This window comes from uncultured Parabacteroides sp. (genome assembly GCF_947855115.1).
Lineage (GTDB): Bacteria > Bacteroidota > Bacteroidia > Bacteroidales > Tannerellaceae > Parabacteroides.
Genome location: NZ_CANTZW010000026.1, coordinates 1 through 14,052, shown reverse-complemented (window position 1 = coordinate 14,052; position 14,052 = coordinate 1). Strand labels below are relative to the sequence as shown.

At 39.1% G+C, this 14,052-nt stretch carries 13 protein-coding genes and 2 pseudogenes; 2 read left to right on the top strand and 13 right to left on the bottom strand.

The genetic code is table 11. The features are described 5' to 3' along the window. Positions 1-13: 13 nt before the first annotated feature. The 11 genes and pseudogenes from Q0110_RS14250 to Q0110_RS14200 all read right to left on the bottom strand — a co-directional run bounded on the left by Q0110_RS14250 (position 14) and on the right by Q0110_RS14200 (position 11,202). Positions 14-532 (bottom strand): acyltransferase, encoded by a 519-nt coding sequence (locus Q0110_RS14250; RefSeq protein ID WP_297907711.1) that lies wholly within the window; start codon positions 530-532, stop codon positions 14-16. Next, positions 529-1,779: a CDP-glycerol glycerophosphotransferase family protein gene (locus Q0110_RS14245; protein WP_297907708.1), complete on the bottom strand. Its 1,251-nt coding sequence runs from the start codon at positions 1,777-1,779 to the stop codon at positions 529-531. The genes Q0110_RS14250 and Q0110_RS14245 overlap by 4 nt, the downstream gene beginning before the upstream one ends. A 1-nt stretch (position 1,780) precedes the next feature. Further along, positions 1,781-3,160 carry a bifunctional cytidylyltransferase/SDR family oxidoreductase gene (locus Q0110_RS14240; protein WP_297907705.1) on the bottom strand — a complete coding sequence of 460 codons (1,380 nt, stop codon included), beginning with the start codon at positions 3,158-3,160 and terminating at the stop codon, positions 1,781-1,783. Between the two features lie 5 nt (positions 3,161-3,165). Beyond that, positions 3,166-4,050 (bottom strand): glycosyltransferase family 2 protein, encoded by an 885-nt coding sequence (locus Q0110_RS14235; RefSeq protein WP_297907702.1) that lies wholly within the window; start codon positions 4,048-4,050, stop codon positions 3,166-3,168. Beyond that, on the bottom strand, positions 4,043-4,918 hold the full coding sequence (locus tag Q0110_RS14230) for a hypothetical protein (RefSeq protein ID WP_297907699.1): 876 nt from the start codon (positions 4,916-4,918) through the stop codon (positions 4,043-4,045). The genes Q0110_RS14235 and Q0110_RS14230 overlap by 8 nt, the downstream gene beginning before the upstream one ends. 60 nt (positions 4,919-4,978) lie before the next feature. Beyond that, entirely contained in the window at positions 4,979-6,190 is a 1,212-nt protein-coding gene (locus tag Q0110_RS14225; RefSeq protein ID WP_297907696.1) for an O-antigen polymerase, read from the bottom strand. Positions 6,191-6,201: 11 nt separating this feature from the next. Beyond that, entirely contained in the window at positions 6,202-7,626 is a 1,425-nt protein-coding gene (locus Q0110_RS14220) for a flippase (RefSeq protein ID WP_297907693.1), read from the bottom strand. A 304-nt stretch (positions 7,627-7,930) separates the two neighbouring features. Further along, a pseudogene (locus Q0110_RS14215) lies at positions 7,931-8,083 on the bottom strand (transposase); the annotation flags it as partial. 76 nt (positions 8,084-8,159) lie between these two features. Continuing rightward, positions 8,160-8,387: pseudogene (locus tag Q0110_RS14210) on the bottom strand (AAA family ATPase); the annotation flags it as partial. A gap of 84 nt (positions 8,388-8,471) precedes the next feature. Continuing rightward, positions 8,472-10,406: a nucleoside-diphosphate sugar epimerase/dehydratase gene (locus tag Q0110_RS14205; RefSeq protein ID WP_297907691.1), complete on the bottom strand. Its 1,935-nt coding sequence runs from the start codon at positions 10,404-10,406 to the stop codon at positions 8,472-8,474. Between the two features lie 364 nt (positions 10,407-10,770). Next, the gene (locus tag Q0110_RS14200) at positions 10,771-11,202 is read right to left on the bottom strand and encodes a hypothetical protein (RefSeq protein ID WP_297907688.1); all 432 of its coding nucleotides are present in this window, start codon (positions 11,200-11,202) and stop codon (positions 10,771-10,773) included. A 132-nt stretch (positions 11,203-11,334) separates the two neighbouring features. On the opposite strand from Q0110_RS14200, the gene Q0110_RS14195 reads away from it, so the two are divergent. Both Q0110_RS14195 and Q0110_RS14190 read left to right on the top strand, forming a co-directional pair. Continuing rightward, positions 11,335-11,823, top strand: coding sequence for a DNA-binding protein (locus Q0110_RS14195; RefSeq protein WP_297907685.1), 489 nt, complete (start codon positions 11,335-11,337; stop codon positions 11,821-11,823). Positions 11,824-11,995: 172 nt separating this feature from the next. Continuing rightward, positions 11,996-12,406, top strand: coding sequence for an N-acetylmuramoyl-L-alanine amidase (locus Q0110_RS14190; RefSeq protein WP_297907682.1), 411 nt, complete (start codon positions 11,996-11,998; stop codon positions 12,404-12,406). Here the strand turns inward: Q0110_RS14190 and Q0110_RS14185 are convergent. Together Q0110_RS14185 and Q0110_RS14180 are read right to left on the bottom strand one after the other, a co-directional pair. Next, positions 12,403-12,783, bottom strand: a complete 381-nt coding sequence (locus Q0110_RS14185; protein ID WP_297907833.1) for a hypothetical protein — start codon at positions 12,781-12,783, stop codon at positions 12,403-12,405. The two genes, Q0110_RS14190 and Q0110_RS14185, sit on opposite strands and share 4 nt — an antisense overlap. Positions 12,784-12,791: 8 nt before the next feature. Beyond that, positions 12,792-13,892, bottom strand: coding sequence for a transcriptional regulator (locus Q0110_RS14180; protein ID WP_297907679.1), 1,101 nt, complete (start codon positions 13,890-13,892; stop codon positions 12,792-12,794). Between the last annotated feature and the right edge of the window lie 160 nt (positions 13,893-14,052).

Below are 14,052 nucleotides of genomic sequence, written 5' to 3'. Positions count from 1 at the left end.
ATTCTGCTAAGAGTTAAATTCTTTTTTTTGCAAATTTGGCAGGAATACCTGTGTAAATAGCATCTTCACACGCTTCCTGTAAATGTTTTGTTAATACAGCACCTGCAGCCAATACAGAACGTGCTGGTAATATGGCACCTGGTAATATGACACAATGAGCTGCAACCCAACAACCATCTTGAATTGTGACTTCTTTCTCTACAGATATACCGTAACGATATGAGCCATCCCAAAAAGTATGATTTCCAGTAGTTAGTAAACAACCAGGACCAAACATTACATTATTACCAATAATAGCTTTCCCATGAGCATATATGATATTCCCCATTGCTAAATAGACATTATTTCCAACAGTAAGTCCCTCAATAGAATTCAATGTTACGTTATGAGCTACTTGAAAATTACTTCCACATGAATGCATTCCTAAACTATATATGAATCCCCGAAACCTCATAATTAACGGAATGTCAGGAAAAAAAAACAGCGCAGTTTTAACCAGCCAAGAATATAATAAGAGTAAACGATGCTTCATACAGTTTTTATCTTGTTATACAGGAGATCTAATCTGTTTTTATCTGATTTACCCCAAAAAGCATGTAATATCCGTTTTTTATCTTTATCATCAATCTTTAGAGTATCGTTTGATGCAATCACCGATAAAAAATCAGTCATAGAATAAACTCTTTTTCCTGGTGTATATTCGTCGTAATCAAAGGCTAAATCATTACTATTTTCTATGAAACGTTCTTTATCAAATGGATATAATAAAATGCTTTTGTTTAATAACAAGAAATCATAATAGATGGATGAATAATCTGTTATAAGGACATCAACAAAAGGAAGAAGAGGATAAATATCTAATCTCTTATCTAAAAAATAAATATTAGAATACTCCTTTTCATTTACATTCTGCAATATTCTTACTGCAGGATGAAGTTTCAATATAAATAATCTATTCTGTTTTATTAGAATATCATTCAGTTTTTCAAAATCAAAATTAGCTTCACGTATAAAATCATCACTCAAGTTACCTCGCCAAGTTGGCATATAAAGATATACTTTATCATAATGAGATAGTTTAGCAACCATTTCCCTCATTGACTTGGACTCATATTTATCAATAAATGAAAGAATTTCATTCTGAGATTTACACATATAATAACAACGGGGATAGACTGCATCAAAAACGACCTTATCATCCAAAGAAAACATTTGCTTAAAATGCTTATCCATCATATCGGAGGTAGACAAAAACAAAGTATTCTTTTCATACATGTGCGGAAGAAGTATTTTTGTTAAATAACTACTATTCTTCTTTGAAGCAAAATTGTTATCTTTTTTACCTCCATTTCCTCCTTTAATCCCAACACCATGCCACAAGTTAATCTTGCGCACATTACCAGAAGTAAAGAAGTTTATATCTTTAGAATGATATGTAAAAACATATACATGAGCTGTTAATGAGTGATATAATCCTTTTAGCGAATACTTAAGATATGCCTCAAATCCCATTTTATGAATTCTTTCTACAGTATCTCTGGAGGATGTTATCCAAATGGGACGAATCTCGTCTTTCTGTTCATTAGCATATATAAATAAATATTTAGCATTATCTGTAAATCCTACATTGGTTCCAAATAGCCATTTATTTCTATTACGAATACACAAAAAAGAGAAAACATATAAAGGGTATCCAAATACGACTTCTAGCAATCGACTTAGAAGATATCGTTTATCACGCATTTTCAAAAATGTCTTTAACAATTTTAATGGTGCCATTTTATATCAATTTTAGCTTTACATCTATTACTTGCCCAGTTAAATCAGAAACTAAAAGTTTTGCTGTTGCTACTGCTACATCCATTGATTTCAACAAAGTATCCTCAGGTTCTATTCCAAAATTTTTGGTACGCATAGGAGTCTTTGTACGCTCCGGATTCACGCAATTCACGCGAACGCCCAAACTTCCCCATTCTTCAGCCAAAGCCTGTACAAAATTTACAGTGGCACATTTCGTAGAAGAATAGATACTATAATTCATGCGACCACGGGTATAAGAACTGGAAGTATAGAATACTAATTGCCCACGGCTCTTTTCAAGATAGGGATATGCCTCTTTAGCCACATGTACCATTCCCTTATAATTGATGTCTATAGCCTCCTCTATCTGTTCATAACTCATGTAAGCCAATGGTTCTTTATAAAGAACGGATGCCGTATCAATAACATAATCTATCCTATTCACCTCTTTGGCAACTGAAGAAAAAGCAGAACGTACACTATCCAAATCTTTGATATCTACATGGTTCATACTTCTGCTGAAACCATATACAATAGCTCCGCAATCGCGGCACAAATTCATTACGTCAAGACCTATGCCAGATGATGCACCGAAAAGAACCACTACTTTTCCCCGCAATTTTTCTTTTTCCTCATCAGTCAGTACATGCTCCTGGAAATTAGTCATTCGTAATTGAAACAACTTCTCTATCAAATAAAAATCCTCTTTATAAGTCAACTTCATATTGCTATCTTCCCCCTCTACCACATATATTTTTATTTCAGGAAGATACTTCAACACCACACCACAATCGTCTGTTGTGATGAAGTCGGGATCTCTTAATGCTTTCTCATAAGCGGCTTTTATGGTGTTCAAACGGAATCCTTGAGGAGTTTGCCCTCTTCTTAACACCCGACGGGGGGGAATCCCCATAATTGTATTGTCACTGCCAACCTGTATAATCGTATCGGCCGATGGAATTGCAACATCTACCGCTTCACAATTCTGCAAAGCCACTATCACTCGGTCTATTATTTGAGAACTTATCAAAGGACGAACTGCATCATGAAATATCAAATTGCACTCTTCCTCATTTTCATAAGCTTTAATGGCAGATAAAGAAGAGTAATGTCTTTCCGCACCACTCATCAATATCTTCTTTACTTTAGAGAATTTATTTTTTACAACATATTCCCCTATTTTATGATGATACGCCTCATTGGCAACAATGGCTATCTCATCAATAAGACTATGACGTTGAAATGTTGATATCGTATGTTCAATTACTGTGAGGCCTGCAACCTTCAAAAATTGTTTGGGGATTCCTGCGTTCAAACGACTACCAATACCACCAGCTAAAATTATGGCTATATTCTTCATGTCTTTTATTTTACCAAATATTGTTTATACTTAAATATGCTAATAATATACTCCCATTCTTTTTTGATATCTTTAATATTCAGCAATAGAGGAGTCTTCAAAAGGAAATAGGCTATCTGAAAAAACAAAAATCTTACATAGCTATGCTCCTTTTGTATGCAATACATCAGAGAAGCGGTATTGTACACTCGTGAAAATTGTGATGTAGAACTAGATTTCACAAAATGAATAATTTCCGGTCCTGGAATAAGATAGGAATGATAACCTGCATCGTAAAGACGTTTACACAACTCCACATCTTCAAAATACATAAAGATGTGTTTATCAAACATCCCTATTTCTTCAAACAGTTCTTTCCTAATAAATAAATCTGCTCCTATCACGTACTCTACTTTGCAGGAAGCATCCGATAATGGGATTTCCTCGTTGGAAGGAACCATAAAAAGTCTTTTCACTCCCATCATAAGATATTTTCTCATCGAATAAAAATTGCCACCGCTTTTAGTGTAAATACCATTACCATCTTTCAAATAAGTACCTAATGCACCTAAATTTTCTCTTGCATGAAGAAATTCCAAAAAATATGGGAAAGGGTCATTTTTTAATACTGTATCTGAGTTCAATAAAAACAAATATTGTCCAGAGGCATACTTCGTTCCCCAATTATTGGCCCGTCCAAAACCTAAATTATAATTACTCGCAACTAATTTAACAGATGATGCGTATCTTCTTTTTATTTCATCTACTGAATTATCTGAAGAAGCATTATCCACCAAAACAACCTCAAATTTACAAGAGTGAACGTTCTGAAAAATTGAATCTATACACGCACATGTCAAAGCGCATGTATTATAGTTTACTATAATTATGGATACTAATATATCATTCATCTTTTAAGAAAAATTGGTACAATCCTTTAGGAGCACAAGAAATTATTAAAGATTTACCCCAAAATGCACCTCCTTCTGGTTCATTATTCAAAATATCCTGTACTTCTATTATTCTTTTTATTTCTTTTTCCTTTAAATCTATTATAACAATAGCCTTTTCTTTACCATATTGGACCTGACTATCAGCAGACGCACCTGATGGCAAATAAAGAGTATGATTGTGTATTACCCCTCCTTGCAAAATATGAGGAAAAAAAACTTCAAAAGAATCTTCTATATCAACATCACTCAATATTACTTGTGGGATATTAATAGACGGTAAGTTAAATTTTACAATTTGAGTAGCAAATCCATTCCGTTCTTTATTAAATGGATATAACTGAGTAACAGCATAAATATGATTAGTCTCTCTGTCTACAATCCAATCATGCACTACTTGAGGTTTATTATCTATCCGAAATTGTATTATCTGAATTAAACGAGATTCATATACTGTAATATTCTCTACATAACATCTATGTGGAGCTTCACATTCAGAAATATATAATGCAGGAAATTTATTATTATCTTTTGGATACTCAACACCAAAACAAGCATTGTTTGCATGATTTTTTGCATGAGCAGATGCTAATATTAAGGAGGCTACAAACAAATCTTTTCTCATATCATAAATCCTACATAGTCCTGTATTAGTCAGCAGAAAAGCATATTGTTCATAGATCGCCATTCCTTGTCCCCATTTCTTTTGATAATTGGTTTCTACAGGAAGGTATTTTACATTTTGCGAAGCTTTACAAGTACAAAATAGAAATAATGAAATAATAAAAAAGGTACTTAGGAAATACACTTTCACTATTCTGAATAACATATCAAACAAAACTGGACGTTAACGATACTTATTATTATTGGTTATTTCAATGCAATTTTCTTAAATTCTATTCTTATATGTATGCTTACTAAAAAACAGAAACAATGCAAATAGAATCGTTTGAAATGTCACCCAAAAGTATTGAAAAAAGAAATCTGCAAAAAATTGGAATACAAGCATATAAAAGAAAGAAGAATAAATAACCAATGCGACTTTATATCCTTTCTCCATCCCTTTCCAAATTCCTCCCCAGAAAGTGCCTAATAATATAGAAAATACTATTATTCCCCAATACCCCCAATCAACATAATAACTAAACATTATTGTATAGACGTTTACTGGTAGTGGAGTGTATGTCCAATTATACAAATTAAAAGGATCAGGATTCCCTTCCACAGAAAAACCTAATGTCTGTAAAAAGGGGATAATGAACCTTAAAGTATATTCCCCATGAAAATCTGAGATATAATCAATATAGGTGTTTAGTACATTATCAAAAGCTGGCAACGGTGCTAAAAAATAAACAGATATAAATTTCACAAAATCAAATTCATAACCATCGCCTGCTCTAAGTAAATGAACTGTTAACATCAACCCTAAAAAACAAACCAAATAAACAAATAATTTTCTTTTAGAAAGCGTATTATTATAAGATGAAATAGCCCAAAAAGCTAATAATAACTGCGCCATAGCATATTTATTACTTCGCATCACAAAAAACAATAAAACTAAACATGCATATATAATAACAAATAGATTTTTTTTCTTTTCTACATACAATAAACTTATCAATACCGCTACACTTTGCCCCACTACAGCCATTGCAAAAGTTACATATATCGGATACTGGAAATCATCTTCCCCTTCCATTGCTAAAACACTTGATTCACGTATACCTCTAAATATATTATCAGAGTTATAATAATTCCCTTTTATATATAAACCATAAATTGCAATTATTAAACTAATAATAAATATAGGAAGTAGAACTTTCATTGCACTATTATATCTTTCATAACGCCAATTAACAAATATAGGAAAACGTACATAACAAATAGCAAGTGAAGAAAAGCAAAAACCAATATTCCACAGCAATAATACTCCATAAAATTTATCAGATAAAGCATATAAACCATGGTCTAATGTTTGATAAATCAATAGAATACAAAACCACAAAAAGCTTGTTATAAAAGCTGGATGTGATATTGTTTTAAAAATCCTATATGTTGCGCAAGCTAACAACAGCAATATTATAATTACTACAAAAGACATACTTAAAGTTACTACATTTTCCTTAAATAAAACAGAAAGCACAAACCATATAAGATTCCATAAGACAATATCGCAAGACACATTTCCAATAAAGACAAAATGTCTCCTAATACAATTACCAACAGTACATAAATAGACGTACAGATAGCAATTATTTTAAAAAGATAGTGCAATAACCATCTTAATGAATAAATTGAGCGTAAATAGTATAGTAACAATATATGTACTACCATTTCGGTTGCTAACAGACTGATAGCAGCTCCTATAGCTCCATAGTGAGGCATTAGTAAAATATTTAAAACTAAACTAACCAATGCCCCTATGGCAACACAATTCAAGAACGTCTTCATTTTATTCAGACTTACATAAATTACATACAAACTGAGGCCGGATGTAATCAAAGTGGGTGCAACTATTTTTATAACCATGTCGGCACCTTCAAATGTTTCAGAAAAAAATATGTCGCACAACGGTAATGATACTAACTCTAATAAAAAAAAAGCAGGAACACTTATTAATAATGAATATCTAAATAAATCCTTCGTTTTATTCTGATATTCCTGCTTCGACTGATTATGATGCAAATAGGCTAATCGGGGCATCATTACAGTTCCCAAAATCCCTATAAAAGTAATACCAATACGTACTAACCTATTGGGATAATCGTAAATTGCAACTTCGTCTATACTTGATAGATACCCCAGCATGACTTTATTTAGAGAAAGATACAAGGAGGTAAAAACACTTGGAATAAAAACAAATATCGCAGGCTTAAATATATTTTTTAAAGAGAGAGTTAATGATGAAAATCGAGGAACAATCTCCAATTTATCCAACTCAAACCAAAAAACAACATTACTAATTAATAAAACCCCTTGCTGAATGATAATAAACAAAGACAAATCTTCCTGTTGCTTTACAAAAAGAAAAATGAGTAAAGTGCCTACAAATTTAATTACTAAATTGCGAACAGCAATTAGATCAAATCTTTCCATACCGGTATACGCCCATGAAAGATCTGTCATAGAGGTAAGCATGATGATATTAAACAAGAAATATATATAATCTCCTTGTAAAATCACCCAACTATTGTACAAAAGAATAGCTATTACATTGAAAAAGAATTGATAAGTTAGACATTCTGCAAATTTCTGTTGCTTTCTATTATTATCATCCCTACATTCGGCAATTACTTTAGCACCATAAATTGTGATTCCCAAATTCCCCAACAATACGAAATAACCGACAATAGCCTGCCCAAACGAATTGATACCAAGTGCATCTTTTCCCAATATTCGAGTAATATAGGGCATTAACAGCAGATTCAACAATATACTTGAAGTCTGGACTGCACCATTATAAAAAACATTATTTAGAATACGAGCTTTTGCCAATGTACTGTAAACACTCAATTGCAAACCACCGTAAGCGGTCATTTTAGACCTGTAGTGATTAAAAACAAAAGATATTTATAATTTTTTCAGAAAATTCCGTTCAAGTTCCCAACAATAACGATAACCGGTTACCATTTGTGTAGCAGCAGGTTAACCAGTTGTTAATACTCAATTTAGAGTATATCCTTTTTATAAGGTACCAGAATGGGTGCCTTATAAAAAAATATTATCAAATTCGATTGATTTTTAACTATTGTCATACAGCCAAGTCTATATTTTGCGATGTCAGGCTCAAAAAATATCTGCAACCGTTAAGGATTTCGGTAAAAAATTTGCCAAGATAATCCTATGCGGATCTGCCTTGCAGTTCCACTGTGCTGATTATGCTATGATATACGGTGACAATCTCCGCTCCCTCATCGCTTCCGAAGTGTAGGGAGTTCTTTCGTTTGGTCGTAAAGGGACGAACCACCCTCTCCACCAGATTGTTTGAGATCGGATAACGGCCGTCACTTTATATATAAGTGAAAGCCTCCTTCCAAAACTTGTGAAGATAATTCAGGGCCTCCCGCATACTCGATAGCCAAACCCTCAAACAAATCCTTTCGCCCCTCGAAATAACAATGGAGCATAGAAGTGAACTACGACTTTCCGAAACGGTGGGGGCGACTTAAGAATATATAATCAGACACACCATGTATCATTCTGTACACCAATTCCGTCTTATCTACATACACATAATTCCCCTCTCTCAATTTGGAAAATGTCTGTATCCCTATCGGATATAATCGCCGTCCTTCCATCTTCGTCTCTGTTTATTGTTTCGTCAAGACAAATATAATGTAATTCCTTGTTACCGAAAACATTTCTCCTGAAAATATTCCCCATCAATCCAACTCCTCAAACCGGGAGTTCTGGCTCTTGAACTCAGGCACGAAAGATTTCATTTCTTTCACCATCGGGAGGATCTGAACACGGAGGGATAATTCGGTCAATACACGGATGTGCTCTACCACATCCTTATAGTCATACTCACGAACCGCCGCTACCCGAATCTTCTCATGAGGGGTCTCTTTCGTGTTCTCCTTGTTGTTCAGTAACTCCTCGTACAGTTTCTCGCCAGGACGAAGACCAGTGTATTCGATCTTGATGTCTTTGTCTACCTGCAATCCGGACAATTCAATCATGCGTTTCGCCAAGTCCGCTATCCTCACCGGTTCACCCATGTCGAAAATAAAGATCTCACCGCCCTTACCCATCGTACCGGCCTCTAATACCAGACGACAAGCCTCTGGGATGGTCATGAAGTAACGGATGATATCGGGATGGGTGACCGTCACGGGGCCTCCTTGAGCGATCTGTTCACGGAAACGGGGGATAACCGAACCGTTGCTACCCAATACGTTTCCAAAACGGGTCGTGATAAAGCGCGTATCGCCTTTCACCTTTCCTTGCTCGATCGCAAGGCTCAAGCTCTGTACATAGATTTCGGCCAAGCGCTTGCTACAACCCATGATGTTCGTGGGATTCACCGCCTTGTCCGTACTGATCATCACAAACTTCTCCACACCATAGCTTACAGCGGCATCTGCCATCACACGGGTACCGAACACGTTTGTTCGGATCGCCTCGCAGGGGTTTTCCTCCATTAAAGGAACATGCTTGTAGGCCGCCGCATGGAACACTACTTGGGGGTGCCAGTTTCGGAACACATAATCCACACGTTCCGGATTGCGGACATCGCCGATCACCGGGACAAAGTTCAGTTCCTTGTATTTCTCTTCCAATTCCAGACGGAGATTATGCATCGGGGTCTCGGCAGAGTCGAAGCAAACCAATTTCTGAATCGGGAAATGAGCTAACTGACGGCAGATCTCGCTACCAATACTGCCGGCTGCTCCCGTGACAAGAACGGTCTTCCCTTCCAACAAATTGCCGATCTCGTCCAGGTTGATACGAATCTCCTCACGACCTAGCAAATCCTCGATGCGGATCTCTCGGACTGAACGCTTCGCCTCGCCTCCACGGAGTTCTTCCATCTCCGGGACTACCAACGTCTTCAAGGAAGCCTGCTCACAATAACGGATCAAACGGTCACGCTCCTGATGAGCAACCTTTATATTGGGGAAAAGAACACCGTCCAAATTGTTGCGAGGAATCAAGCGATACAAATCCTCCAAGTTCTCGATTTGATAGACCGGCAACTCAGCGATCCGGATGCTTTTCTTGGAGCTGCCAAAGGAAAGGAAGCCCATGATGCTATAATTCTGCATGAACACCTGACGGTTCGCCGAGGTGGCGATCATCACGCTTTCCTCCTCCGTGCCAAAGACCAGCACCCGCTTGCGTTTCTTGCCAAGTTGCAGGAGGACACTGTTATAGACATTGATCACGAATACACGCAATGCAACCAACATCACGATCGTCAACGTACCGTCCATGATTCCACCCAGCCAATAGATAGAAGGGCTGAAACTGGCTTTCAACAGCCAAAGCAGCAGGAACATCAAGAGCGACTTGCCGATTGCCACACCGCCGATCCGCCACAAGCCACGCAGTGTGGAATGACGAATGACCCCATGGTAGGCCTTAAACAACAAGAATGAAACGACACTGGCCACGAATGAGGAGAGGCCCACTTTCAGCACATCTGGCTCTCCGATACGTATATGCAGGATGGAGAACATTCCTAGTACGCCCAGCAACGATACGGAGAGCGAGACGAAAAGATCCGCACTAAAAATGACCCAACGGTTGATATACCGCAAATTCACCAGACGGCCCAAGGCTAATCGCCATCTGCCCTTATGAAAATCCATCATTTGTACTTTGTTTGTTTTATATTCAGAAGCCTAGTTTTTTCCAACGGAGGTGCCTGCGACTCATGGCGCCCCGAAGCGGCGGGCGTAATACAGCTTTCCATCCGCAAGATCGTACCATCACTCTGGTGGACGATTTGGATCGCATGGGTTGCATTGGGCAGGATCTGCACATTGCAACCGTAGATATGGAGGACGGAACGTGCTTGTTCCGCCCGCTCATGGTTTTCTGTCATATCGTAATTTTTTCAGTAAGGTTATCACTTTTCGTTTCCCTTGGAAAACGAAGTATATATGAACTGCCCTGTAAAGTACATATCAATTGCCCGACATAGTATATATCCTCGGGCACATGCAGTATATCTTCTCAAAAACGGTTAGTTGAACAGTGTCTGGGGCGGCTGCTCCATGCGTCGTTGATACGGGCACGGATGTTGCTGACGCTTTTACCCTTCGTAATCCGTGGGGTGATGGGTAGAAAGAGGCAGATGAAACGCTCTTTGACCATCTCCTCGGGGGTTATTTTCGGCTCGTTCTCTTGCATGACCAAAATAACTTGGGCCAACTCGGTAACCGTCCGGCACTCGACGATCTGCGCAAGATAGCGTTCCAAATCCTCTTCCTTATTTATATAGGTACGGAAACGGATCGCTTCGGGTATGAGGGTGGATTTACCGTCCACCTCCTCTTGGGAGGTTTCCCCGCAATATTCCCCCACATAGAAGTTCTGGACAGCTTCCGTAGCGTTAGGGAGTATCTGGTTGTTGCCGCCGTGTATGGTAATCGTTATATCAGACATAAGGTATATATGAATCGTTTGTCAATGAAAAGTAAACAGTTTGTCAACGGTTATCAACGGATTTGATTTCGCTATTCCGGGGCCGTACTTTCGTATTGTCAACAATAAGTTTAATCTTTAAAAAAAAGAAGTATGATTAATTATTCAACTTACATGTGGAAAAGTCCACTGGATGAGAGCGCAAAGGAACAGGCGTACGCCAAGAACCAAGTGACGAAAGTGATGAGTTTCGATGATTTCGTGAAGCACATCTCAGATCACAACGGTGTTTTCACACGCGGCACGGTAAAAGGCGTGGTAAGCGACACCTGCTCATGCCTAGTGGAACAATTGCTGAACGGCTACAAGGTACAGTTCGGAGAACTGGGCATCTTTAGTATCTCCATTACCTGCGAGCCGGCCGCTACACTCAAGGACTTCTCCAGCGATAACATCAAGGCGGTAAACATTCTATTCAACCCGGGTATAGACTTCGAGAACCTACGTTCTAAAGCAGAGTTCAACCTAGTAACCAGCCGTGCGATCCAAGCCGCATCGCTGAAAGCGGTGAAGGAGAATAAAGACACGGTGGACTTGGCCGCATTGAAGAAAGGAGACTCAGAATCTCCCGATGAGATTTAAATCCAGCCATTGAGAAATACGATTCTTAAACCATGAAGCTTATTTTATTCATTTATTTAAAGACTACAAGTATGAAAAAAACAAATTGGAAGAGCGTCTTGCTCTACATCATCCGTATTGTCGAACTGATCATCACCGGTGCCGCCGGTGGAGCTGCTAGCGGTTTGATCGGATGAGAACCATCACGCTGATTATCGTGCATTGCTCTGCCAATCGGCAGGGCAGTGCCTTACGGATGGCAGACATCGACCGCCTGCATCGCTCGCTCGGCTGGAAAGGTTGTGGATATCACTTTGTCATCCCTACCGATGGAACGATCGAGATCGGCAGACCTCTTGAACAAGTGGGCGCTCACTGCAAGAACCATAACCGGCACAGTATCGGGGTTTGCTATATCGGAGGACTCGCCAACGATGGAAAGACTCCCATGGATACCCGAACGGAAACTCAGCGAGAAGCCCTGCAGGGTTTGCTTCGTGAATTGCGTCAACGATTCCCCAAAGCCCTGATCGTGGGACATCGAGACTTAGACCCGTTGAAATCCTGTCCCTGTTTTGATGTGGTGAGCGAGTTTCCCGGTTAGTTTAACACAGGGAGCCCTTTCACCTCCTTCGTATGCCATGCTTGGTAGGCGGGAACGGAGAGTTCAGGTACAGTTAATAACTTGTAATCCGTCCCGCTCTGCTTAGCTATATGTTTTCGTTCATACAAACGAAGCGAACGATCCGTCACGGAAACCATGACAACCGGAAAAGGGTAAGCGTACAGGCGCATCGGCGTGATCTCACTATCCGGAAAGGCACGACGCAACTGATAAGCGGAACGCTCGAACGCAACCCAATAAGATCCTGTACAATATAAATGGATTGAGTCCTGATTCGTACGCTCACGATCCATGATCTCTCTCAAATGCTCTTTCAACAATAGCATCAAACGGATACCGGAGGGAAGGGGAGACATATTCAACTCTATTCGTGTTTTAGCCAAATATCGTAATCGTGTAAACGCTGTATCAACTGGGCCTTACTTCTCTTAGGCGAAGGGGTATCCTGCCAAGGATCTACTAGCTCATGCGCCATACGGTAATACAGGTTGCTATTCGTGCAGCCGTAAAGCGTAACAAGCAGCAAAGCACGAGAATTCACCGCCTTAACCAATGGAAGCATATTGCGTAGGGTGGAATGCAAACGTTCGAACTCCTCTTCCTGGGCCAACAGCTTATAGGCCGGAAGGAGTAATGAATAGACCTTGCAACGCATCACGTCGGTCTCCACACGTAGGGAAGCATAGCCCTTCAATACCTCATGAGCCAAAAGCTCATCTTCCTTTTCCAATTTGCCCGAAAGATAATAACGCCCCAACGCCTTGTGCATACCTTCCGATAAACGATCATTATCCAAATGGGTATAAACGTGCTTGCCTTTCGTATTCAACTCTATCAACTCATACTCGCCCTGCCTTACCTCAAACAGAGGAACCCACATACAGTCAAGGATACGTACCATGACATCTTTATGACCTCCACCCGGTTGCACTACCACCTCAGCCTCCATTCCCATAAAAGAACCCGATGTGATACGTACACGGTCACCTTTCAGCAAGCGACCACTATCCGGTACATACACCGGAAGTTCATTGGAATAAGACTCTGCCATCCAGCGTAGGGTCTCCATCTCATGATCCGACAGGTAAGGGAAATAAGAGTGTTCGCCCACAGATACCCGAGGAAGGAGATTATACAAGGGCATGATACGTTTCAAACGGAAAATCTCATTCTCCGAAGCATGGATAAACACATAGTTGTATAAAAGAGGCTTCCTCGTATTGACCATCTTGCCTCCCACCTTACGAGCCTCGACATACGAGGGGGCGAAGTACTCGAACAAGGGTTCCCCACAATGTTTACGACGGGAAAGCTCGGCATCTAGTCCTTTTGACGAATAGATCTTATCACGTCCCCCAATGGCGGTAGGAAGCGTCAGTACGTACCAGCGTACAATCTCCTGGCTACGGCGATTGCGTATATGCACCATAGCTCTATCTGAGCTATTACTTGTCATGATATTCATTGAGGAAGAGAATTCAGAGCCTTATCAAGATAATCCTATAATATCCTGATAGATAAACACTTATATAAAAACGAAAAGGAATTACTGAAAATTTGCATCCCTTTAATATTCATGCTACTTGGCGAGTAGCCAAACTGATTGCTACTTGGCGAGTAGCGTT

What these genes read in the sequence shown, in the direction of transcription:
- Q0110_RS14250 (WP_297907711.1), bottom strand. Translation starts at nt 532, where the DNA reads ATGAAGCATCGTTTACTCTTATTATATTCTTGGCTGGTTAAAACTGCG.
- Q0110_RS14245 (WP_297907708.1), bottom strand. Translation starts at nt 1,779, where the DNA reads ATGGCACCATTAAAATTGTTAAAGACATTTTTGAAAATGCGTGATAAA.
- Q0110_RS14240 (WP_297907705.1), bottom strand. Translation starts at nt 3,160, where the DNA reads ATGAAGAATATAGCCATAATTTTAGCTGGTGGTATTGGTAGTCGTTTG.
- Q0110_RS14235 (WP_297907702.1), bottom strand. Translation starts at nt 4,050, where the DNA reads ATGAATGATATATTAGTATCCATAATTATAGTAAACTATAATACATGC.
- Q0110_RS14230 (WP_297907699.1), bottom strand. Translation starts at nt 4,918, where the DNA reads ATGTTATTCAGAATAGTGAAAGTGTATTTCCTAAGTACCTTTTTTATT.
- Q0110_RS14225 (WP_297907696.1), bottom strand. Translation starts at nt 6,190, where the DNA reads ATGTCTTTTGTAGTAATTATAATATTGCTGTTGTTAGCTTGCGCAACA.
- Q0110_RS14220 (WP_297907693.1), bottom strand. Translation starts at nt 7,626, where the DNA reads ATGACCGCTTACGGTGGTTTGCAATTGAGTGTTTACAGTACATTGGCA.
- Q0110_RS14205 (WP_297907691.1), bottom strand. Translation starts at nt 10,406, where the DNA reads ATGATGGATTTTCATAAGGGCAGATGGCGATTAGCCTTGGGCCGTCTG.
- Q0110_RS14200 (WP_297907688.1), bottom strand. Translation starts at nt 11,202, where the DNA reads ATGTCTGATATAACGATTACCATACACGGCGGCAACAACCAGATACTC.
- Q0110_RS14195 (WP_297907685.1), top strand. Translation starts at nt 11,335, where the DNA reads ATGATTAATTATTCAACTTACATGTGGAAAAGTCCACTGGATGAGAGC.
- Q0110_RS14190 (WP_297907682.1), top strand. Translation starts at nt 11,996, where the DNA reads ATGAGAACCATCACGCTGATTATCGTGCATTGCTCTGCCAATCGGCAG.
- Q0110_RS14185 (WP_297907833.1), bottom strand. Translation starts at nt 12,783, where the DNA reads ATGTCTCCCCTTCCCTCCGGTATCCGTTTGATGCTATTGTTGAAAGAG.
- Q0110_RS14180 (WP_297907679.1), bottom strand. Translation starts at nt 13,892, where the DNA reads ATGAATATCATGACAAGTAATAGCTCAGATAGAGCTATGGTGCATATA.